Source organism: Cohaesibacter sp. CAU 1516, assembly GCF_005771485.1.
In the GTDB taxonomy this organism is placed as follows: Bacteria; Pseudomonadota; Alphaproteobacteria; order Rhizobiales; family Cohaesibacteraceae; genus Cohaesibacter; species Cohaesibacter intestini.
The window spans coordinates 201,501-224,522 of record NZ_VANT01000005.1; the positions used below are offsets into that span (position 1 = coordinate 201,501).

Sequence of the window (23,022 nt, forward strand, 5' to 3'; positions counted from 1 at the left end):
TGATTGTTACTTGAAATCCTAATACTGCCAGCGACAACACCCTTACGCCCCTATTCCTTAAATCACTTCCCGACAAGTAATTTAGTTCAATTAATTAGAATTATATTTCTATTAAAATAACTCAGAACTCATACTTCATATGATTTATACACCATCTTTAAATTTCAAATTTTGAGTAAGTCTCATTATCAAGCCAAAATACGAAACAACAATGAAACTCATTTCAGTGTGAGCAGCGCCCGATCACTTTGTTCAAAGATGCTTAACATAAAACTACAACCCGCTGCAACTCAAGGTAGATCAAATCATCACTACAAAACATATAATCCCAGTTTTACGAAATGTCAGCAAAGCCCACTTTTGTGGAATAACAAAACGCCCTTCGTCCCCTCACCCACCAATTCAGCACGCCCCCACCCACAAAAAAGCCGGAAGCGCTAGGCTCCCGGCTTTTTTCCACCTCACGATTTCACGATCACTCAAAGCTGTTTCAGCTGGCCGTCTCGGACGGAGGCGTCGGCGGCGTCGGCGAGGAGCTGGGCGCGCAGGCCGTCATAGCCGAGTGGGACGGCGACATCCTTGCCTTCGCACAGATCAACAAAGCTGTTCAGTTCGTTGACGAACGCCTGACCATAGCGTTCGAGGAAGAAGTCGAGGGCCGGGTCGACTTGATAGCCGTCGGCGTTGGCGAAGGTCACGGTGGTGGCGCGGCAGTTGCCGGCGCTCAGCATGCCTTTGGAGCCATGGACTTCGATGCGCTGGTCATAGCCATAGGTGGCGCGGCGGGAGTTGGAGATCTGACAAATTTTACCGCTGGCGGTTTCGAGCACGGCCACGGCGGTGTCAACGTCGCCGACCTTGCCGATTTCTTCATCCACCTGACAGGAACCGCGGGCGAACAGGGAGACAGGCTCTTCCCCCAGCAGGAAGCGGGCCATGTCGAGATCGTGGATCATCATGTCGCGGAACAGGCCGCCGGAGCGTTTGACATAGTCAATCGGTGGGGCGGACGGGTCGCGGGAGGTGATCTGAACCAGCTCGACGTCGCCAATTTCACCGGCTGCGATGCGGGCGCGGACGCTGGCAAAGTTGGGGTCGAAGCGGCGGTTGAAGCCGATCATCAGTTGCTTGCCGGTTTTCTCGACGGTGTCGAGGCAGGCACGGATGCGGTCGGTGGAGGTGTCGACGGGCTTTTCACAGAAGACATGCTTGCCAGCCAGCGCTGCCTGCTCGGTGAAGTCGGCATGGGTGTCGGTGGAGGAGCAAACAAAGACGGCGTCGACAGACGGGTCTGCCAGCATGGCTTCGACAGTCACCGCCGGAATGCCATAGTCCGCAGCCAAGGCGTCAGCGGCGGCCGGAATGGCGTCGGCGACGCAGGCAAGTTTGGCTTTGGCGGAAGCCGCGATGTTGGCTGCATGCAGTTTGCCGATGCGTCCGGCACCGATCAGTCCGATGGAGATCATGATCAATTTCCCTATCTTAACAAAATGAGGCCCCGAGGGGTGATTTCCCTGCAATTATGGGGCAAAAAAGGTGTCATTTGCGGCTGGTGATGCAACCGGTCACGACAGACAGGCAAAGCCGACTGCCGTGGCTTGAATAAGCGTGAAAAGCGGATTTCCTCCTCACCATTCCTATATTCTGTTTCATTTTGAGGATAACCTATCTCGTTGGGATTTTTAATCACCAGATCACGCAGCCCGGCGACATGAGGTCAGTTTTCCTCATATTTTTGAAACCGATTGCAAACAGCCTTGCAAAATATCCCGACGGGGCCGTGATCCCCCGCCGGGATAGCACTCCGAACTGGTTTGGGAGCAGATTTAGAGGGCTGCTTTGATATAATCCATCGACTGGTTCAGCAGCGGGGCAACATCGTCGAGCTGGTGAATTTCGGCGGCAAATGGCTCAAACGAGACCGGGCCGTCATAGCCGGTTGCAAGCAGCAGTTTCAGCTGGCCAATATTGTCGAGGCGGTCCGCTTCACCGACCAGAATGCGGTGATCATCGAGCATGTCGGCAACAGCAATGGCCGGATCTTCGACACCGGAAATGTGAATAAGGCCGGTCATGTCGGCAAAGAAGCTCTGCTCACCGGCGAGGTGATGGTGAAAGGTGTCATGCACGAGGCGGAAGACGCCCTCACCTGCCACGTCACGGATGGCGGCGACGGCTTTTTCTTTCAGCCGCAGGGAGCATTGCGGGAAGCCGAGCGGCTCGACCAGACCGATGATGCCCGCCTCTTCATACATTGGCTTCAGCGCAGTCAGGGACTGGCGCAGAGTGTCGTCGAGTTCCTGTTCGCTCTTGCCATAATCATGGTCGTTGACCGGGCACATGACCAGCCCCTTGGCCCCGCATTGGGCCGCATAATCGATCAATGCTTTGGCTTCAGTCGCGCGGGTATCATTCCATTCATTGAAGCGCTGCAGGGCGTTGATGGTGCAGATTTCCACGCCATTTTGGGCCGCCAAATCCTTCACTTCTGCCGGATCAAGGCCCAAAGCCATCGGGTCATTGGCGATGTCGTTGCGGATTTCGACCAGTCCCACATTCTGGGCTTTGACAAAGGCGAAAAAGTCGGCAAGTGGCATGTTGGGCGCGATCATGTGATTGATCGAAAAGCGAATGCTCATCAGGGAAGTCCTCCAAAATTGATGTGACGACTTGATTGCAATGCCATCAAATTCATCATTTGATAGGAACGATAAATTTCTCATCTAGCCCTGTCAATCAAGGCAAAGCATCCGCATCCCTTTGATCTATTAGCGCATAACGCATTATATTTATTGATTTATCTTTTCAGTTCTCGCATCCGAAGCACTTGATAGCGCATTCAGGCGAAATTCTTGATTGAAAAGCCATCAAACTTGATGTCAAATATAGCCAATTCACAAGGAAATTTGAGTGAGCATCGAAAGAAAATGAGACGCGCTGGCAAATTGGCTCCATCGATAGCGGATATCGCCCGTCTGGCGGGGGTTTCAACGGCGACGGTTGATCGAGTGTTGAATGATCGCGGCGGGGTGTCTGCCGCAAAGGCGCAGCAGGTGGAAGAGGCGCTGAAGGCGCTTGATAGCTCGCCAAGTACGGGACAGCAGACACAAGCCCCCTTGTCCATTGGCATGCTGATTGATTCAGGCTCTTCCTTCACCGGAACACTGAAGGCTCTGGTGCATCAGAGCAATCAGACGGACAAAGGCATCTGTATCCAGCTTCACTCCACCCTGACCAACCAGTTCGATGCCGGGGCCTTTTCCGACAAGGTGCTGGATTGGGGCCAGACATTGGATGGCATTATCATTGTCAGCCGGGAGCATCCGGCGATCTCCCGCGCCATTGAGGCCCTTGCCGAGCAAGGCAAAGGCGTGGTTTGCCTGACGACCGATCAGCAGAATACTCGCCGCCTCAGCTATGCGGGCATGGATCAGGTGGCGTCGGGCCTGTGTGCCGCCCATCTGATCGGTCGCTATGGCAGGCAGCCTCAGGGCGACGTTCTGATGCTGGTCAGCGCACCCTATCGCTGTCAGGAGGAACGCGAGCTGGGATTTCGCCGTCTTTTGCGCAGTGCCTATCCGGACCTGTCGGTGGTTGAGTTGTTGAATGCCACGGACAATTCGGAAAGCTCCTATCATCTGTTGCGAGAGGCATTGAGACGGGATGATCCGCCAGTCGCTGTCTATAATATGGCGGGCGGCAATGCAGGCATTGCCCGCGCCTTGCACGAAGCGGGCTTGCGCGAGGAGGTGTTGTTTGTCGGCCATGAGTTGAATGACACATCGCGCCAACTGCTCGAAAGCGACGCGATGGATTTTGTCATCACCCATGATCTGGAGGCCGAGCTGCTGCGTGCAAAGTGTCGCTTGAAGACACATCATGCGCATGAAGAGGCTCAGACACCAGATAAGACACCCAGCCACCAACTGCTCAAGCCCGTCATTAAGTGCAAGTTCAACATTTGACCTTGCCGGATCATTGCAGAGAAAACAGCCATCTTTACAGGGGCAGTCAATGGCCGTTTCCCCTTATCAAACAATGGGGATTAGCGTGCCAACCAGCCGCCATCCACCGCGATGGTGTAGCCATTGATATAGCTGGAGGCTTCAGACGAAAGAAAGACAACTGGGCCTTCAAGATCGCTCGGCAAGCCCCAGCGACCTGCGGGGATGCGACCGAGAATTTCGGCGTTGCGCGCTTCGTCTGCCCGCAAGGCCGCAGTGTTGTTGGTCGCCATATAGCCCGGTGCGATGGCATTGACATTGATGCCATGCTTTGCCCATTCGTTGGCCAACAGACGGGTGACGCCCATAACGGCGCTTTTGGATGCAGTGTAGGAAGGCACCCGGATTCCGCCTTGGAAGGACAGCATGGAGGCAATGTTGACGATTTTGCCACCTTCATTCTGCGCAACAAATTGCTTTGCGACAGCCTGACTGAGGAAGAAGACCGACTTGATGTTGATGTTCATCACATCATCCCAGTCTGCCTCGGAGAAATTGATCGCATCCTCACGGCGAATGATCCCGGCATTGTTGACCAGAATGTCGATACGGCCATATTCCGACACCGTCTTGTCAACGATGGATGGAATGTCATCCGTCTTCATCAGGTTGGCGCGAATATCAAGGAACTTGCGCCCCAAGCCCTCGATCATGTCCTTTGTTTCAGATGGTTCAACGATGTTCACTCCGGCAATGTCACAGCCGGCTTTTGCCAGACCAACGGCCATGCCTTGGCCAAGACCCGTGTCACAACCAGTTACAATGGCAATTTTACCGGATAGATCCATAAAGTTCTGCATGCATTTGGCTCCTGTTTAGGCGGAAGGGTTGGAGGTCGACCAAGCGTCCAGACGGTCGAGCGTAAAGGGATGATTGGTCAAGAAGGCATGGGCCTCGGTGACCTTGGCGACGAGATCGTCGGATGCGAGGCTTTCGCCCCAGAAGCTTTCCTCTGTCAGATAAGCGCGGATCATCGCCTTGCGACCATCCTGTTCGCCAATTTTCTTAAAGACATCAAAGTGATCGATGACCTCTTGATCATCGCGTGGTGGCAGAGTTTCGCTGCCAGCAAAGTCGCTTTGATAAAAAATCAGCCAAGCAGCGAGCGACAGGCTCATCAGGCGCGGCGGCGTGCCTTGATCGTGCCAGCAGGCCTTGAAACGGGGCAAATTGCGGGTGTGGAATTTGGCAATACCATTCAGCGAAATATCGTGCCAGCGATGCAGAATGAAAGGATTTTCGAACCGCCGCAGAACCTCTGCGCTGAAGGCTTCCAACTCGTCGCGAGGCAATGACAGATAGGGCAGGATTTCCGTCTCCAGCATCGCGCACAGAAAGGCCTTGGCCGAGGCACTTTGCATGGTTTCGCGCACGGCGAGGCTGTTGCCAAGCAAAGCGAGCGGGCAAAGGCCGGTATGGGCCCCGTTGAGGATCGCCACCTTGCGCTCTTTATAGCCATCGGCATTGGGCACGATGATGGTGCCTTCGTCGGCTTCTGCCATCGGAATTTTGAGGTCCGGCTGGCCTTCGCGCTGTTCGATGACGAGGAAATGGAACAACTCGGCAGTGACCAGCAAAGGATCGCGGTAGCCGAGGGATTCTTCTATCTCGTTGATCTCGTCGCGCGGAAAGCCCGGCACGATGCGGTCGACCAACGTGTTGTAAAAGGCATTGGCGCTGTGGACCCAGTCGATAAAATCCGCCCCCAGCTGCCATTGATCGGCATAGGCCAGCACGCAGCGTTTTAGCTCATCGGCATTATGGTCGATCAGCTCGCATGGCAGAAACTGAAAGCCCGGCGCTTCGCTGCCGCCAAGCGTGTCAAAGCGTTCCAGCAACAAGCGCGTCACCTTGGCCGGAAAGGTCGCTGGCGGCGCATCGTCGCGCTGGCAATCGGGGCTGTAGGTGATGCCTGCTTCGGTGGTGTTGGAAATGACCACAGAAATGTCCGGATTGTGGGCCAAGGCCAGCACGTCGTTCCAGTCGGCGACCGCTGACAATTCGCGCCGGACTGCGGCAATGGCGCGACTTTCGCTGACCGCTTTGCCATCGCTTCCGACCCCGCGAGACAGAACCGTATAGACTCCATCGCTGTCATTGAGGCTGTGTGGGATGCCGCCATCGATGGGGCGCACCACAACAATGCCATAGTCGCTGCCCGTGGCTTCATTCATCCGGTCAATTTTCCAATCCATGAAGGCACGCAGGAAGTTGCCTTCGCCAAACTGGATCACCCGTTCGCTCGGGCGGGGTCTGCCTTCTAGCTGGCTTTGATTGATGCGTTGCATGGCATTGGGCCTCTTACAGTTCGTTCAGAAGTTGGGTCGAGAGAGAGGGGGCGGATCACATCACCGCGCCGACCTGCCAAGGGATGAATTCATGGTCCCCCAGCCCCAGCAATTCGGATTTGGTTGGCTCGCCCGAGGCCACTGCGAGGATCAAATCGAGGATCTCCGCACCCTTGGCGTCGAGCGAGATGCCCGCGCTGAGGATGTCACCGCAATTGATGTCCATATCGTCGGGCATGGCTTCGAACAGACGATCATTGGTGGCGACTTTGATGGTTGGCGCCGGTTTGGAGCCAAAGGCCGAGCCACGCCCGGTGGTGAAGACCACCATATGGGCCCCGCCCGCAATCTGGCCGGTGGCGCAGACCGGGTCATAGCCGGGCGTGTCCATATAGACAAAGCCCGGTTCGGTGACCTGCTCGCCATAATCATAGACCGCGGTCAGGGGCGTTGAGCCGGACTTGGCAGTTGCACCAAGGGATTTTTCCAAAATGGTGGTCAGGCCACCGGCCTTGTTGCCGGGGCTTGGATTGTTGTCTAGGCTGCCATTGTTAATCTCGACATAATGCTCCCACCATTTGATCTGGGCGATCAGCTTGTCGGCCACCTCTTGGCTGGCGGCCCGGCGCAGCAAAAGCTGTTCAGCGCCGTAAATCTCCGGCGTCTCGGACAGAATGGCCGTCGCCCCAAGACCGGCCAGCAGATCGGCGGTCTTGCCCAGAGCCGGATTGGCGGTGATGCCGGAAAAGCCGTCGGAGCCACCGCATTGCAAAGCGATTTTGAGGGCCGAAGCCGGGCATGGCTCGCGGCGGGCTTTGTCCACCTCTGGCAACAGGTCCAGCACCTTGGCCTTGATGGCCTCGATGGTCTTGCGGGTGCCGCCGACTTCCTGAATGGCCAGACTGTGAAAATGATCAAGATTGGTCTTTTGCCCTTCGGCCTGAAAGATCTCTTTCATCCGGGCGACCTGCATCATTTCGCAGCCCAAGCCGACAAAAATGGTCGCGCCGACATTGGGATGGGTGGCATAGCCCCAGAGCACTCGCTCGAGGAGGCCAAAGTCTCGCATGCTGCTCATGCCGCAGCCGGTGCTGTGGGTCAGGCCCACCACCCCATCGACATGGGCATATTGCTCCAAAATACCCGACGCATTGAGTTCAGCGGCGGCCTGACGGATGACGGTGGCTGAGCAATTGACCGTGGCGCACAGGGCAATGAAGTTGCGTGTCCCCACCTGCCCGTTGCGGCGCTTGTAACCCATAAAACTGCGCGGGCTGACTTTGGGGACTGCCGCCCGCGCAGTATCCAGATCGCACCCGATCTGGTAAGATTGGTCATGGTCGGAAAAGGCGCAATTGTGCGAATGGACATGGGCACCGGGGGTGATGTCTTCAGTTGCCACCCCGATCTTCTCGCCAAATTTCAAGATCGCGTCCCCTGACTTATGAGCCACGCGGGCGATCTTGTGACCGGGCATGATATTGACGGACAATGGCGCGCCGAGCTGCAACGGATCGTCACCCGCACGCGCCCCGCTTGGCAGGATGGCGATGGTGTCGGACGGATTGAGGATGATCGGGGTCGCTTTGGTCATCAGTTGGTCCTGCTGAAATGGATGCCAGCCATCAGTCCGCGCAGTTCTGCCAGACCGCGCAGGCGGCCCACCAGCGGATAGCCGGGATGGGTCTGCTTTGCAGCATCATCGAGCAATTCATGGCCATGGTCAGGGCGGAAGACGATGTCGGCATCAGCACGCCCCTCAGCCTGTCGCCGCTCCTGCTCGGCCAACAAAACTGTCACGAGCGCGGCCATATTGGTATCGCCCTCCAGATGGGCGGCTTCTTCAAAAGACCCGTCGGCAAATTTGCGGACATTGCGCAAATGGACGAAATGGATCTTGTCGGCAAAAGCTTTGGCGATGGCTGGCACATCATTGTCCGGATGGGCACCAAGCGAGCCAGAGCACAGCGTCAGACCATTGGCTGGGCTGTCATGCGCCGCGAGCACCCATTCGATGTCGGCTGCGGTCGAAACAATGCGCGGCAGACCCAAAATATCGCGCGGCGGATCATCGGGATGGACCGCAAAGGACAAGCCCAACTCTTCTGCTGCCGGGATGACTTCATCCAAAAACCGCTTGTAATTGGTCCGCAGATCGTCTCGAGAAATGCCATCATAGAGCGCCAGTCCAGCACGCAAGCCTTCAATGTCATAGCGATCATAGGCGCCGGGCAAACCGGCCATGACCGACTGCATCAGCTCTTCCCTGTCGGCTTCACTGGCGGCCTGGAACCAGACCTTGGCTTTGTCCTGCGCCTCTTGGCAATAGTCGGCTTCGGCGCCTTTGCGCTTTAACATATGAATTTCGAGAGCGGCCATTTTCTCGGCGGAGAAGCGCAGGCAAGAGCCACCACGGGCCACGGGGGCTTTGAGGTCGGTGCGGGTCCAGTCGAGCAACGGCATGAAATTGTAGCAAATGACCTTGACGCCTTCGGCTGCCAGATTGGCCATGGACTGGCGATAGTTGGCAAAAAGCGTGGTCAGATCACCCTCACCACGTTTGATCCGCTCATGGATTGGCAGGCTTTCAACCACCGGCCAGTTGAAGCCAGCCTGTTCTATGGTGCTGCGAATTTCAGCGATCCGCGCCTGTGGCCATACCTCGCCATAGGGCACCTCATGCAGGGCAGTGATGATTTCCCGCGCCCCGGTTTGGGCAATCTCAGGCAGAGAAATACGATCATAGGGTCCGTACCAGCGCCAGCCTTCTAACATGATGGTCCTCCCGATTGGCTTCATCTCTTGGGGTTGTTAAAGCCGCAGGCCAAAGGCGCAGTGCGCCTCAGGCCCCTTTAGCCTGACGCTTTAGCGCAGGTCTTCCATGGCAATGAAATCCATGTCTGTATAGTCGACATTGTCGCCAGCCATCGCCCAAATGAAGGTGTAGCTGCCGGTGCCCGCGCCGCAATGGATCGACCATGGCGGGGAGAAGATGGCTTCTTCATTTTTCACCACAAGGTGGCGGGTCTGGTCTGGCTCGCCCATGAAATGGAAGACACGGGTCTTCTCGTCCATGTCGAAATAGCAATAGGCTTCCATGCGGCGATCATGGCGGTGGGCAGGCATGGTGTTCCAGACCGAGCCACCGTGGAATTTGGTATAGCCGAGCACAAGCTGGCAGCTTTCCATAACGGTTGGATGGACAAACTGGTAAATGGTGCGCTCGTTCGCAGTCTCTGCGGCACCCATATTGACGCTTGCGGCTTCTTCGAGCTTGATCAGGCGCGCCGGGAAGACCTTATGCGCTGGTGCGGAGGCAATGTAAAAGCGGCCCATGCCGGAGAATGTGATTGCACCGAGGCCTTTGGAGAGATAGAGCACATCGCCGTGATCCATAGCATATGTTTCACCGCCGCAAGCCACGCTGCCCGCATCCCCGATATTGACCACAGCCATTTCGCGGCGATCAAGGACCGACTTGGTGCCACATTCCTTGACTTCATCAAGCAGCAGATCGCCGCCATTCGGCACTGCAGCACCGACAAGCATCCGGTCATAGTGCGTATAAGTCAGGCGGATCTCGCCTTCCTTGAACATGCCTTCGGCCAGGAAACGATCTCTGAGCTTCTGGGTGTCATAAGCCTTGGCGGCTTCTGGGTCCACGGCGTGGACGGTTCTTACAGTCAGCATCATATGCTCCTCAGCGTTGAAGAATTAAAGGAAGTCGGCCCGTCGCGGCGTGAAACTGTCGATGAGCGTGCCCGGCTCAAGACAAACGCAGCCATGTTCCGCGAGGGAGGGAATGACGAAACTATCTCCCGGACCGACTTCAAGAACGTCCCCGTCGATTGTGAAACGGAAACGACCCGCCTCGACAAAGGTCGATTGGACATGGGGATGGGAATGCAGCGCCCCTTCGGCTCCGACTTCCTTGAAGCGGAAGACCACCACCATCAATTCCGGGCTGTCTGCCAGCACCTGACGACTGACGGGCTTGTCTGCATCAACCTCGGGAAAGGACTGGATATGCATGGAATACTCCGGGTTCATTTTGCATAAGAGTGCCGAACCGGGCGAATGGTTGACCGCCCGGTGGCTGGGATTTCGGGTCCAAGATCCGCGGCACCAAGGCCGCGGACGAGGTTAGTGGAACATGCTTGGCAACCAGAGCGACAGAGCCGGAATATAGGTGACCATCATCAGAACCGCGAAGGCCGCGAAGTAGAAGGGCCAAATGGTTCTGATGACTTCCCAGACCGGAATCTTGCCGACGGCACATCCGACAAACAGCACGGTGCCAACAGGCGGTGTGCACAGACCGATGCCAAGATTGAGAATGAGGATCACACCGAAATGCACCGGATCAACGCCGAAGGCCGTGGCCACTGGCAGGAAGATCGGCGTGGTGATGACGATCAGCGGCGACATATCCATGAAGGTGCCGAGCATCAGAAGCAGCAGGTTGATCAGCAGCAGGATGACCAGCGGATTGTCCGACAGGGTGCGCAGGGTTTCAACCAGCTGAGCCGGAATGCGCAGGAAGGCCAACAGCCAGCCGAAGGCGGCTGCACAGCCGATCACCAGCAACACCATCGCCGTGGTCCGCACCGCTGCATTGGTGGCCGCGACGAACTCATTCCACTTCATGGTGCGATAGGCCAGCGTGGTGACGAGAACCGCATAAACCGCTGCAATGCAGGAGCTTTCAGAGGCGGTGAAGATACCGGACCGGACACCGCCAAAGATGATGACGATCAACATGATGCCAGGGAAGGCATTGATGAACATCCAGCCAAGGGCCTTCCAACCAGCAAAAGGCTCGGTGGGATAATTGCGCTTTCTGGCAACCCAGTAAGCGGTAACCATCAGAGCCAGAGCCAGCAACAGACCGGGCAAAATGCCAGCGGTGAAAAGGTCGGCGATGGAGATCTTGCCGCCTGCAGAAATGGAATAGATGATCAGGTTGTGGGATGGGGGCAGCATCAGGGCGATAAGCGCCGCAAGCACGGTAACATTGACACCGTAATTGACATCATAGCCGCGCTCTTTCATCTGCGGGATCATGATGCCGCCGATGGCGGTGGCGTCGGCCGCAGCAGAACCGGAAATGCCACCGAACATGACAGATGCCATGATGTTGACCTGACCAAGGCCACCCTTTAAGTGGCCAACCATACCGCCAGCCAGTCCGACCAGCCTTCGGGCAATATCACCCCGAACCATGATTTCACCGGCAAAGATGAAGAAGGGAATGGCCATTAGCGCGAACACGGACACGCCGGAATTGAGCCGTTGGAACACCACCACCGGCGGAATGCCGAGATAGAGAATGGTGGCAAATGAGGCGACCCCGAGGCAGAAGGCAACAGGGGTACCGATGAGAAGCAGCACACAGAATGTGCCAAAAAGAACCCAGACTTCCATTGCATCAATCCTCGATACTGGTTTCGCCGAAACGGGCGGTCGGCAATCCGGCGGCTCTGCGGGCCAGACGCTCAATGGAGAAAATCACCATCAATATTCCGCCACCGACCAGTGGCATGAAATTGACAGCATCGCTGAAGCCCAGAGACGGGATCTTGATGTGCCAACCCGCAATCATCAATTGTGCCCCATACCAGGCCATGCCGAACCCAAAGGCCACGACAACCAGATCGGACAGACTGTAGAAAATGAGCTTGGCTTTCTCGGGAATGAACATCACCAGCACGTCAAAGCTGAGGTGATTGCCTTCGCGGATGCCGACAGCGGCGCCAAGGAAAATGAACCAGCCCATCAGAATGACGGCTGCAGGCTCGCTCCAGACGATAGAGTCATTGAGGACGTAGCGGACAAACACCTGAGCGGCGACAAAAACAGTCATCAGGATCAACCCGGCACCGGCCAGCCAAAGCGAGAGTTGAGAGAGTGGCCTCATCACCTTCGCGACGGATTTCATGAAATCTTGCACGTTTCACTCCGAACCCATGGGAAACAGCACCGGATGCGGGGACACCGGCACCGACAAAGAAGTGGCTTTTCGGGGTCTCGCCAAATCAGCAAGCGGCCGCTTCACATCAATGATGGCGGCAATGCCCGCGATGCAGAATCGCGGACATTGCGTTTGGTAACAGGATCAGTCGGTTGCACGAATGCGCTTGACCAGATCTTTCAGGTTATCGGAGGTAACGTGTTTTTCGTAAACCGAATCCATGGCAGACATAAATGGTGCCTTGTCAATGTCGGTAACGACTTTTACGCCAGCAGCCATAACTTTTTCTTCGGATGCTTTTTCGCGAGCGGCCCACAATTCACGCATTTTCGGAGTGGAATCCTTGGCAGCCTGACGAACGACAGCCTGATCTTCAGCGGACAGTTTGTCCCAGGAGATTTTCGACATAACGAGAATTTCCGGCACGATCAGGTGCTGATCAAGGGTGTAGTAGCCAGCAACATCAAAGTGACCGGAAGACTCGTAGGATGGCCAGTTATTTTCAGCACCATCAATAACGCCGGTCTGGATGGAGGAATATACCTCGCCATATGGCATTGGGGTGGCATTGGCACCAAGAGCGGTCATCATGTCAACGAAGATGTCTGACTGCATGACGCGGATTTTCATGCCTTTGAGGTCATCCATGGATTTGATTGGCTTGACGCTGTTGTAGAAGCTGCGTGCGCCACCATCATAGAAGGTCAAACCAACATAGCCGTGTGGCTCAAAGGCTGCGAGGATCTGATCACCGATTTCGCCGTCAACAACGCGGTGCATGTGGTCCACGCCCTTGAAGATATATGGCAAAGAGACAACCTTGGATTCTTCAACGATGTTGTTGAATGGGCCAAAGGAGACGCGGTTCAGATCAATCACACCGAATTTGGTCTGTTCGATGGTGTCTTTTTCTTCACCCAACTGAGCGGAATGGAAGACTTCGACGCAGATACGGCCGTCGGTGCGTTCCTTGAGCAACTCACCCATATATTTCACGGCTTCAACCGTTGGGTAGCCATCAGGATGGGTGTCGGACGACTTCAGCGTGATTTCGCATGCGGATGCTGTGGCAACCATGGCGACGCTGGCGACGAGTGCGGCAGACAGAGACTTGAGCATAATATTGGTTCCTCCAAGAAAGTGGCCCGTCAGAGCCGGTAAGCTTGCTTTGCAAGCCGATAAGCAAGGTCGTGTGCGACCTCGAAAGCCTCATCCTCATCTAGCCGTCCCGTAGCGACCAATGTGGCGAGGAATGCACTATCCACCCGGCGCGCAACGTCATGGCGCGCAGGAATGGAGCAGAAAGCCCGTGTGTCATCATTGAAACCGACCGTATTGTAGAAGCCGGCGGTTTCTGTCGTCATTTCGCGATAGCGCCGCATCCCTTCGGCGCTGTCATGGAACCACCAAGCAGGCCCCAGCCGCAAGGCTGGATACACACCGGCAAGCGGCGCCAGCTCACGCGCATAAACGCTCTCATCAAGGGTGAAAAGAATGATCGTAAGGGCCTTTTCCATCCCGACCGCATCAAGCAAAGGCTTCAGTGCCCGAACATAGTCGGTGCGGGTGGGAATATCGAACCCCTTGTCGAGCCCGAATTTTTCAAAAACCGGATTGCTGTGATTGCGATAGCTGCCAGGATGAATCTGCAATACCAGCCCATCATCAAGGCTCATACGGGCCATCTCGGTCAGCATGGCGCCCCGGAAAATGTCAGCCTCCTCCGCTGAACATTCCCCTTTGAGTGCTTTCTGGAACAGAGCTTCGGCTTCTGCCGTGGTAAGGTCTTCGGTGCGTGCCGTCAAATGTCCATGATCGGACGATGTTGCACCGAACTCCTTGAAATAGGCACGGCGGACCCGATGGGCCTTGAGATAGCCCTGCCATGTGGTGGTGTCTTCGCCGGTCAACTGCCCGAAGGTTTCGACATTCTCAACGAAGCCCTTGAAGTGGGGATCGACCACCGGATCGGGTCGATAGGCAGTCACCACCCTGCCCTGCCAGCCACTGTCACGCATGGCACGGTGCCATTTGAGGTCATCAAGTGGAGACTCGGTTGTCGACAGCACTTCGATATTGAAACGCTCGAACAGGGCGCGAGGACGGAATTCCGGTTTTTCCAGACAGGCGGCGATATGATCATAGGCCGCATCTGCATTGTCTTCGTTGATCCAGTTGGTCCAGCCAAAGACATTTTCGAAGGCGTGGCTCAACCATAGTTTCGATGGCGTTGCCCGCAGTAAATAAGCGTGCTTGGCAAAGAGGCGCCAAATCTTGCGTCCGTCCGTTTCGGTCCAGCCACCATCTATACGCGGCACGCCCAGATCTTCCATCGAGACCCCCTGCGAGCCAAGCATGCGGAAGACATAGTGATCGGGTGTTATGAACAGCTGGGCAGGGTTGGGGAAAGCTTCGTTTTCGGCAAACCAACGCGGGTCCGTGTGACCATGCGGACTGATGATCGGCAGAGACTTGACGCTGCTATAGAGCGCCCGAGCCATCGATCTGGTCTCTTTGTCCAATGGAAACAAACGATCATTGTTGAGCTTGCGCATCGCTTCCTCCGGGTTGTCCTCATAGAAGATAGCAGCTTCAGACAGGCCATGCTACCAAAATCTGGGATCCTAGTATTCTATTGCTAGGATCCTAATATCCCAGTTATACTTGTTTGTAAAGTCCGCTGACACTAGTATGGCTTCAAATGGAGTGTGAAATGCCGAACGATCCCCTGCAAGCCGCGCCAATCTCTCTCAACCGTACCGCGATTGCGGACCGGGTGTTTGATGAATTGCAGCGCCAGATCCTGTCGCTTGACCTCAAGCCGGGCACCAAGATGTCCGAGGCGGATGTCGCGAAAGCCTTTGGAATCTCAAGACAACCGGTTCGACAGGTCTTTTTCAGACTGTCTCGAATGGGATTTCTGGATGTTCGTCCTCAGGTTGCATCGCGGATTTCCTTCATATCGGAAAATGCCGTTCTGCAAGCGCGTTTCATTCGCTGCGCGCTCGAATCAAAAGCCATCAAGGTGGCCTGCGAGAAGTTGAGTGAAGAGGACTTGGACTACTTCTCCGATCATATCGAAACGCAGCGCAAGGCTGTGCAAGATCATGATTCCGACCTTTTTCACACTCTTGATGAAGACTTTCACAAAGAAATTTACAACCGCTCCGGTGTTGGATTTGCGTGGGACCTGATCAAGGAACACAAGGCGCACATGGATCGGGTGCGCTATCGGTCCTTGCCGCTCAATCTCGACAATGCCTTTCAGGCCCATGTTCGCATACTCGAAGCGCTGAAGAATCGTGACAAGTCGGAGGCTTCGCGGCAGATGGACCAGCATCTGTCGGAAATCTTCGAGCTGCTGAAGAATGTGCGGGAGGAATTTCCGGATTTCTTTGTCGAATAGGTTTGACGAATGGCCCTTCAGGGCAGATGCTTCCGGTTGAGCTTAGAGACCGTGCACCTAGCCCGAATGGAGATCAAGATGTCACCCATCCCCTCTCTCACAATGAATGATGGCCACCCTATCCCGCAGCTCGGTTTCGGTGTTTGGAATGTCCCCAAGGAGGACACGGCTGATGTCGTGGCGAGTGCTCTGAAGGTCGGCTACCGGCTGATAGACGGTGCCTATATCTATGGCAATGAGGCAGGTCTGGGCGCAGGTGTTCGCCAATCGGGACTGTCCCGAGACAGTGTTTTTATCACCACCAAGGTGTGGAACAGTGATCAGGGCAAGGACAAGACCCGAATGTCGGTCGAACGCAGCCTCAAGGCGATCGGCGTCGACCAGCTCGACCTGGTGTTGATCCATTGGCCTGCACCAAAGCAGGATTTGTATGTCGAGACCTGGAAAGCGTTGATCGGTCTGCGCGAAGAAGGACTGATCCGCTCGATCGGCGTGTCCAACTTCAATGCTGACCATCTGGACCGACTGATTGCCGAGACCGATGTCGTGCCAGTGGTCAATCAGATCGAGGTCAATCCGAAGCTTCAACAAGCCGCGCTTTGCGCTGCCAATGAGGCGCGCTCCATCATTTCACAGGCCTGGACCCCGTTGGGAAATGGCGCTTCCTTTGATGAGGATCCGATCCGGACAATTGCCGAACGCGTGGGCAAAAGCCCCGCACAGGTCATTCTGCGTTGGCACCTGCAATCGGGCCGTGTTGTCATTCCGCGCTCGTCCAATGCTCAGCGTCAGGCGCAAAATGTCGATCTGTTCGACTTCGAACTGACAGATGCAGAGATGCAGGCGTTCAAGGCACTGGAAGCAGGGACGCGCACCGGTCCCGATCCGCTGCAGTTCGAATAGTCCCAACCATCGATCAAACGGTTAAAAGGGGCCATCAAGGCCCCTTTTCATTCTGAGAAGCGGGCCCGTATCACTCACCAAGGGCGACGCCTTCGCGACGTGGATCTGCTGCCCCGATCAGTTTGCCATCCTTGATCTGAATGGCATGCAGACCAGAATTGAGATCGGTGATGTTGATCTCATGCCCCTTGGCCTCCAAAGCAGTACCGAGCGTGGTCGCAGACGTATCCTTCTCCAAATCGGTCTTGCCATTGCGGTTGACGATATGCGGCATGTTGATTGCGTCCTGCGGATCCATGCCATGGTCGAGAATGGCGATGATCGGGCGGGCAACATAATTGATGATGCGCGAGCCGCCCGGCGAGCCAATGGCCAGCACTGGCGCCCCCTGTTTCAGAACAATGGTCGGTGCCATTGACGAACGCGGTCGCTTGCCCCCTTCCACCCGGTTGGCGATGGGCTTGCCGTCCTTTTCTGGTGTCCGGGAAAAATCTGTCAGCTCATTGTTGAGCAGGAATCCACCCACCATGACGCGTGAGCCAAAGCCGGTTTCGATGGTGGTGGTCAGGGAGACCACATTGCCATAAGAATCGACAATCGAGACATGGCTGGTGCCGGGGCGTTCGAGCTGGGTGTCCGGCGACAGGCGTGTAGCCTCTTTCCAGGGCGGCGTGCCTGCCTGTGCCTTCCCCATGCTTTTCGCCGGATCGATCAGCGCTGAACGATCCCGCAAATAGTCTTTGTCGAGCAAGCCCTCGGGCATTTTGACAAAGTCACTGTCTGCCATATAAAGGCCGCGATCTGCATAGGCCAGCTTGGCCGCTTCAAGGAAAAGATGTTCGCCTGCAATGCCGGCTTCTGCCGTGAAGTTGGACAGAATTCCCAAAATCTGACCAACGGTCAGCGCGCCGGAAGATGGTGGCCCCATGCCGCAAACATCAAAACCACGATAATCTATGCAGACCGGGTCTCGCTCAACGACCTGATAGGCTTTCATGTCGTCCAGTGTCAGAATGCCCGCATTGATGTCGGTTTTGACCGCAGCGACAATCTGCTCAGCCAGCGGCCCCTGATACAGATGGTCCGATCGCTGGGACTGGATTTCGGCCAAAGTGGCTGCGAAGGCCGGATTCTTGAGCAGATGTCCCTGTTTGAGGGGCGCGCCATCCTTATCAAAGAAATAGGCCTTGGCTGCATCGAACCGGTCAAGCTGGCGCTTGCCCATCGCGGCCTTGATCAAACCGGCGAGCCGCTGGGAAACCTGAAAGCCCCCGTCTGCCAGCTTGCGGGTCGGCTCAATCAGGCTGGCCCAGTCAAGTTTGCCATAGCGCTGATGAGTGACATCGAGAAGTTTCAACGTCCCAGGTACACCAACCGAGCGACCGCCCACAACGGCCTCAAACCAGCCCACTGGCTTGCCATCCGCACCGAACCAATAGCGTGGCGTGGCAGCCATTGGCGCCTTTTCCCGACCATCAAAGGTCGTCAGTTTCTTTTCTTTGGCATCCCAGTAAACAAGAAATGCCCCACCGCCGATACCGGAACTCTGCGGCTCGACCAAATTCAGAGCGAGTTGAACCGCCACCATGGCATCGATGGCCGTGCCACCTTTGGCCAGAATGTCAGCACCAATCCGGCTGGCGATCGGATTGGCAGCGGAGACCATATAGCGCTCGGCAGTGACCGATTTCCTCTCGGCAATGGCTATGGTGCTTTCAGGCTGCATCGCTTCCTGTGCGACGGCTGCGCTGGTCCCTCCCAGCAGACCTGACACGATCAGAGGGATTATTGTTCGTTTTCCGATCATAGTGTTTTCCTTTCTCCCCTTGGTTGAAAAGGAACCTTGCTATGCTTGGTGCCAAATGGAAAGACTTGACAGCAACGAATCCTGCGGGCGGAATGCAGCTATCCCGTCAGACCGGTCCTGCACATTTCCGGTGGCGGGTGACAAACTCCACCGCCATCGCTACGTCCTTCCCCCAAGCCCTTGAAAATCAAAGAATTGAATTGCAGTGCGCGGTGCCGTTTTCCATTGGTTGCAGTTGTTAACACCGGTTTATTGGTAACAGGAGAAATTGATCCTTAAGCTGCTACAGCTTGTCGCAAAGCCGGTTCTATTAGGCTTTTGTATACCTCCGACTCAGATGATGACCGCAACAAATGTGACGTTGATTTTCACATTTCAGCTGACAATCGGACGCCAACCAAAACTGGCAAAGGAGCTCGGTGGTGTTTAGACGCTCCCTTAACATTTTGATCGCAATGCCCGACAGGGCCGTGGAGTCGATGCTTGAGGCAGTGCCTTCGCACGATCGTTTCTCCCATGCCTTCACGACACAGGCCTCTGCCCTGGATGCCAGCCTGTCACGCTTTTCCATCATCATCCTTGATCTGAGTTTTCAATCTCCCGCCAACCTCCGTCTGATTGATCAGCAACGAGACCCGTCCACGCTGATGGTGGCCTGTTGTTCGGGAAGCGACTTCAAGACCTTTGCTCCTCACTTGCATCGCTTTGATGCCATTTGGCCCAAGCCTCTTGATGCAGAACAGATACAGGAAAGCTTTGCCAGTCTTCTGCAACGGATCAAGCAGCGCGAAGAGGCTCAACTGAACAAGACCTATCTTGATACGCTGATCGACAGTCTGCCAGAACTGATCTGGTTCAAGGATGCTCGCGGTGCTCATCTCAAGGTCAATGAGAGCTTTTGCCGGACTGTTGGCAAAAGCAAGGCGCAGATCGAGGGGCGTGGCCACTATTATATCTGGGACATCGAACCGGATGAATATGCCGATGGCGAGTATATCTGTCTTGAGTCAGAAGAAATCGTGCTCGAGAAAAAGGAAACCTGCCTGTTCGACGAAACCGTCAAATGCAGCGGTGAGATGCGCAAGTTCAAGACCTACAAGTCACCTGTCTTTGACACCGATGGATCCGTCATCGGGACGGTGGGATTTGCCCATGACGCTACCGATCTGCAAAATCTGATGGTGGAACTGAACATTCTGCTCGAAGGTCTACCCTTCGCGGTCATGGTGACGGACAAACATCGGGTCATCACCAACGTCAACCAGAAATTTGTCGACATCTTCGCTCATAATCGCGATGACATGATCGGCAGCTCGGTGATCGATCTCTTCGAAATTACAAAAAACAATGACGGTCAGCGGGAATGGACGTTGAACGAAGAAGACGGCCAGATCCTGCTGCAGGCACAAGACAAGATTTTCAAACTGCATGACGAAAAACTGATGGATGTGTTTGGCAATTGCACAGGACAAATCTATCTGTTCCTCGATATCACCCACGAACATCGGGAGCGGACACGGCTGCAGGTCGATGCCAACACCGATTTCCTGACCAAACTGAACAATCGGCGTTGCTTGCAGACCTATCTACAGGAAAAGCCCATCGCACCGGATACGGCCCTGATATTGGTGGATCTGGACAATTTCAAGGAAGTGAATGACCGCTTCGGTCATGATGAAGGGGACAGGGTGCTGATCGCCTTTGCCCGCTTGCTGAAGCAAATGTATCCCTCAGAGCATATCTTCCGGCTTGGTGGCGATGAGTTCGCCATTTTGCTGCCCAGTATCAGCGATCCAAATGCTCTTAATGCCTGTGTTGCCCAACTGCTCGCTGCCTTTGATCGGCATATTGCCCAGAATTTTGTTCATACCAATATTGCAGCCAGCGTCGGTGTTGGAACAGCTGCCCTGTCTGCACACACTTTCGCGGACCTGTTCAAGAAGGCCGACAGTTCCCTTTATCAGGTGAAGAGATCCAAAAAGGCAGCCTGACCCCGCATCAGGCTTTCTATGCCCTGTTCCCACCCTCCAATGTATCTCTGATGACTGGGGTCAACCACGTATCTTGCCCTTGTGGCGCGTGTGGAATTTGCGCGCGGGCCGGAAGGCACTGGAACCATATCGGGCAGCGACGACCTCCGCCCCAAGGCAGGCTTCGTTCAAATGATGGTCTTGTCCCCTTGGCCTCATCCCAAAAATGCAGCCCTGACTTGCATTTTTCGCACGCAAACCCACCTCATATTTGAGGCAAAGCATGGTTTCCGCGTGGGAATCATGCCTTAATGACACCAGCAGCAGATGCATGTCAGGGCTATCGTATCACCCTGTCTATTGCCAAGACGCCTCGCTACCCGGACCAAGAGATCAAACCGGATCGAGCAAGGACTATCGGGTTTGAATGGCTCCCGTCCGATCATGGTCTGCCAATGCACGGAGATGAGAGATGCTTGAGAATATCTATTGGATCGCATTCGGAGCGACCATTGCAGCCGGTGGTCTTTGGCTTTTCCTGAAATGGGTCAAGGAACCACGAGAAGGCCGTGACCGGCCCAATCGGTAATTGTTGGTTTTAAAACGCAACAAGGCCGCTCTAACGAGCGGCCTTGTTTTTTTGGATTGCCGGTCAGTCGTCCCGGTTGCGGGCTATGTCAGGCGGCGGACTCGCGCTTGACACTGGACAGGAAGTTGTTGACCTGATCTCTCAGATGGGCTGCCTGATCCTTCAGCTCTTCAGAGGAGTGATTGACGCTGGTTGCCGTTTCACCGGTATTGCGGGCTGCTTCGGTCACCTGCACAATATTGGCAGACACTTCCTGTGTCCCCAATGAAGCCTGGGTGACATTGTTGGCGATTTCCTGCGTCGCAAGCCGCTGCTGATCGACGGCAGTGGCGATCTGACTGGAAATACCCGACAGGGACTGGATGGTTTCGGCAATGCTGGCAATGGCGGACACTGCATCATTGGTATCCGTCTGGATCTGGGAAATCTGCTTGTCGATCTCTTCGGTTGCCCGTGAGGTCTGACTGGCGAGTTCCTTCACCTCGGAGGCCACGACTGCAAAGCCCTTGCCTGCTTCCCCTGCCCGTGCGGCCTCAATGGTGGCGTTCAGTGCCAGCAGGTTGGTTTGTTCGGCGATGGCCTGAATAAGCGAGATGACCTCACTGATCTGTTTGGCCGATTGGGCCAGACGCCCGACCCGTTCGTTGGTCGATGCTGCCTCGTCCGATGCCTTCAATGCAATATCGTTGGAGGTTTCCACCTGACGGGCCACTTCGGCGACCGAGGCGGCCAGTTCTTCAGCGGCAGAGGCTACCGCCTCCACATTGGCTGAGGCTTCCTCGGAGGCAGCAGCCACCTGAACCGACTGGGACGAAGTGGTCTGAGCCGTCCGGTTCATGGCTTCGGATGCGGACTGCAGGCTCTGGGCAGAACCGGTCACGGTGGACAGCATACTGGATACGGTCTGGTCAAAATCCTGACAGAGTCGCTGCACACTTTCGCCGCGTCGCAAGGCATCATCCTGTCGTGCCTGCTGCTCGATCATCATCGACTTGCGCGCATTTTCATTGCTGACAAAGACTTCCATGGCGCGGGCCATGTCACCGACTTCGTCGCCGCGATCTCCGCCTTCAATACGGATGTCGCTGTTGCCATCAGCCAGCTCACCCATATTGGTGACCAGTTTGGCAATTGGCCGGTTGATTGAGCGAATGATGACAAAGGAAGTGGCGGCTGCCAGCCCAAGACCAACAAGGCTGAGGATCAAGATGAAGCTGGCCTGCTTCCAGAAAGCGGTTTGCAGATCGTCGACATAAACCCCTGTGCCAATCATCCATTGCCAAGCTGGCAGGCCTTCGGCCCAACTGCTCTTGGCAAATAGCCCATCCTCGCCCGGCTTTGGCCAGATATAATCCAGAGCGCCGCCGCCATTCTTGGCCTGTTCGATCAGGCCGGCAACGATCTGAATACCGTTGTCATCTTTCAGACCGATCAGATTCTTGCCTTCAAGCGACTTGTTGGTGGGCAGAACAACGCAAGTACCATCCCAGTCATAAACAAAGACATAGCCCGTTCCACCGTCAAAGCGAATGGCGCTAATGGCTGCTTTGGCCCCAGCCTGTGCCTTTTCGCGGGTTAGTTCGCCCTTTTGCTCTTTTTCATAATAGCTCACAGCAATCGCTTTGGCAGAACTGCTGATATGCTTGAGGCTCGCAAGGCGTTCCTTCTCCATGCTGGAATGGAGTTCGGACAGGCTAACTGTCGCAATAACGGCGCTGAGCAGAAAAACCACCAAAGTAGGAAGCGCGATTTTCCAGCTCAAGGAGAGTTGAGAGAGTTTCATGTCGGTTGGTCCGTTTCTTGAAACATTATTGTCTTGTAACCAAGAGACATGAATAGAAATAAATTTTGGTTAATAATCTACACATTTACTCGCTTTTAGGTGAGCTTTCCCTTCATTGCATATAAGCTTACTAAGCTTTTAAACTGATATATTAGAGACCTCAAATAAACGATTGTACCTAGCAATAAAACCTTAAATACAACTACATCCCTCAACTCCACCTTTGCGAGCAATAAAGCAATGACGAGAAGAGTTGCATCACCAGCATCAGATCCAGACGCTCCCCAAACACTGAAGACAC

Annotated in this window: 18 protein-coding genes; 4 read left to right on the top strand and 14 right to left on the bottom strand. The window is 55.2% G+C overall.

Annotation, left to right across the window (positions count from 1 at the left end; translation table 11 throughout):
* Positions 1–479: 479 nt before the first annotated feature.
* Together iolG and FDK21_RS14250 are read right to left on the bottom strand one after the other, a co-directional pair.
* Positions 480–1,466 carry an inositol 2-dehydrogenase gene (gene iolG / locus FDK21_RS14245; protein WP_171022096.1) on the bottom strand — a complete coding sequence of 329 codons (987 nt, stop codon included), beginning with the start codon at positions 1,464–1,466 and terminating at the stop codon, positions 480–482.
* Between the two features lie 360 nt (positions 1,467–1,826).
* Positions 1,827–2,642, bottom strand: coding sequence for a TIM barrel protein (locus tag FDK21_RS14250; RefSeq protein ID WP_114010447.1), 816 nt, complete (start codon positions 2,640–2,642; stop codon positions 1,827–1,829).
* Positions 2,643–2,927: 285 nt separating this feature from the next.
* Between FDK21_RS14250 and FDK21_RS14255 the strand changes: the two genes are divergently transcribed.
* The gene (locus FDK21_RS14255; protein ID WP_171022097.1) at positions 2,928–3,965 is read left to right on the top strand and encodes a LacI family DNA-binding transcriptional regulator; all 1,038 of its coding nucleotides are present in this window, start codon (positions 2,928–2,930) and stop codon (positions 3,963–3,965) included.
* 80 nt (positions 3,966–4,045) lie between these two features.
* On the opposite strand, the gene kduD is transcribed toward FDK21_RS14255, so the two are convergent.
* The 10 genes from kduD to uxaC form a co-directional block, all read right to left on the bottom strand.
* Positions 4,046–4,804, bottom strand: coding sequence for a 2-dehydro-3-deoxy-D-gluconate 5-dehydrogenase KduD (gene kduD / locus FDK21_RS14260; RefSeq protein ID WP_138149287.1), 759 nt, complete (start codon positions 4,802–4,804; stop codon positions 4,046–4,048).
* 15 nt (positions 4,805–4,819) lie between these two features.
* On the bottom strand, positions 4,820–6,292 hold the full coding sequence (locus FDK21_RS14265; RefSeq protein ID WP_138149289.1) for a tagaturonate reductase: 1,473 nt from the start codon (positions 6,290–6,292) through the stop codon (positions 4,820–4,822).
* A gap of 55 nt (positions 6,293–6,347) precedes the next feature.
* A complete protein-coding gene (locus tag FDK21_RS14270; protein WP_138149291.1) occupies positions 6,348–7,886 on the bottom strand; it encodes an altronate dehydratase family protein in 1,539 nt (512 codons plus the stop codon).
* The gene (gene uxuA, locus FDK21_RS14275; protein ID WP_138149293.1) at positions 7,886–9,067 is read right to left on the bottom strand and encodes a mannonate dehydratase; all 1,182 of its coding nucleotides are present in this window, start codon (positions 9,065–9,067) and stop codon (positions 7,886–7,888) included. The genes FDK21_RS14270 and uxuA overlap by 1 nt, the downstream gene beginning before the upstream one ends.
* 90 nt (positions 9,068–9,157) lie before the next feature.
* Complete coding sequence (gene kduI, locus FDK21_RS14280) at positions 9,158–9,982, bottom strand: 5-dehydro-4-deoxy-D-glucuronate isomerase (RefSeq protein ID WP_138149295.1); 825 nt, start codon at positions 9,980–9,982, stop codon at positions 9,158–9,160.
* Positions 9,983–10,006: 24 nt separating this feature from the next.
* Positions 10,007–10,324 (bottom strand): cupin domain-containing protein, encoded by a 318-nt coding sequence (locus FDK21_RS14285; protein ID WP_114010089.1) that lies wholly within the window; start codon positions 10,322–10,324, stop codon positions 10,007–10,009.
* A 111-nt stretch (positions 10,325–10,435) separates the two neighbouring features.
* Positions 10,436–11,716, bottom strand: coding sequence for a TRAP transporter large permease (locus FDK21_RS14290; RefSeq protein WP_114010088.1), 1,281 nt, complete (start codon positions 11,714–11,716; stop codon positions 10,436–10,438).
* A 4-nt stretch (positions 11,717–11,720) separates the two neighbouring features.
* Complete coding sequence (locus tag FDK21_RS14295) at positions 11,721–12,230, bottom strand: TRAP transporter small permease (RefSeq protein WP_210238787.1); 510 nt, start codon at positions 12,228–12,230, stop codon at positions 11,721–11,723.
* Positions 12,231–12,407: 177 nt separating this feature from the next.
* Positions 12,408–13,382 carry a TRAP transporter substrate-binding protein gene (locus tag FDK21_RS14300; protein WP_114010087.1) on the bottom strand — a complete coding sequence of 325 codons (975 nt, stop codon included), beginning with the start codon at positions 13,380–13,382 and terminating at the stop codon, positions 12,408–12,410.
* A gap of 29 nt (positions 13,383–13,411) precedes the next feature.
* The gene (gene uxaC / locus FDK21_RS14305; RefSeq protein ID WP_114010086.1) at positions 13,412–14,818 is read right to left on the bottom strand and encodes a glucuronate isomerase; all 1,407 of its coding nucleotides are present in this window, start codon (positions 14,816–14,818) and stop codon (positions 13,412–13,414) included.
* A 158-nt stretch (positions 14,819–14,976) separates the two neighbouring features.
* Here uxaC and FDK21_RS14310 point away from each other — a divergent pair, with 158 nt between their 5' ends.
* Both FDK21_RS14310 and FDK21_RS14315 read left to right on the top strand, forming a co-directional pair.
* Complete coding sequence (locus FDK21_RS14310) at positions 14,977–15,669, top strand: GntR family transcriptional regulator (protein WP_114010085.1); 693 nt, start codon at positions 14,977–14,979, stop codon at positions 15,667–15,669.
* A gap of 78 nt (positions 15,670–15,747) precedes the next feature.
* Positions 15,748–16,572, top strand: a complete 825-nt coding sequence (locus FDK21_RS14315; protein ID WP_138149297.1) for an aldo/keto reductase — start codon at positions 15,748–15,750, stop codon at positions 16,570–16,572.
* Between the two features lie 70 nt (positions 16,573–16,642).
* On the opposite strand, the gene ggt is transcribed toward FDK21_RS14315, so the two are convergent.
* Positions 16,643–18,379 (bottom strand): gamma-glutamyltransferase, encoded by a 1,737-nt coding sequence (ggt, locus tag FDK21_RS14320; RefSeq protein ID WP_138149299.1) that lies wholly within the window; start codon positions 18,377–18,379, stop codon positions 16,643–16,645.
* Positions 18,380–18,801: 422 nt separating this feature from the next.
* Here ggt and FDK21_RS14325 point away from each other — a divergent pair, with 422 nt between their 5' ends.
* Positions 18,802–20,370: a diguanylate cyclase gene (locus tag FDK21_RS14325; protein ID WP_138149301.1), complete on the top strand. Its 1,569-nt coding sequence runs from the start codon at positions 18,802–18,804 to the stop codon at positions 20,368–20,370.
* A 656-nt stretch (positions 20,371–21,026) separates the two neighbouring features.
* Here FDK21_RS14325 and FDK21_RS14330 read toward each other — a convergent pair.
* Positions 21,027–22,721, bottom strand: a complete 1,695-nt coding sequence (locus tag FDK21_RS14330) for a cache domain-containing protein (protein ID WP_138149303.1) — start codon at positions 22,719–22,721, stop codon at positions 21,027–21,029.
* Between the last annotated feature and the right edge of the window lie 301 nt (positions 22,722–23,022).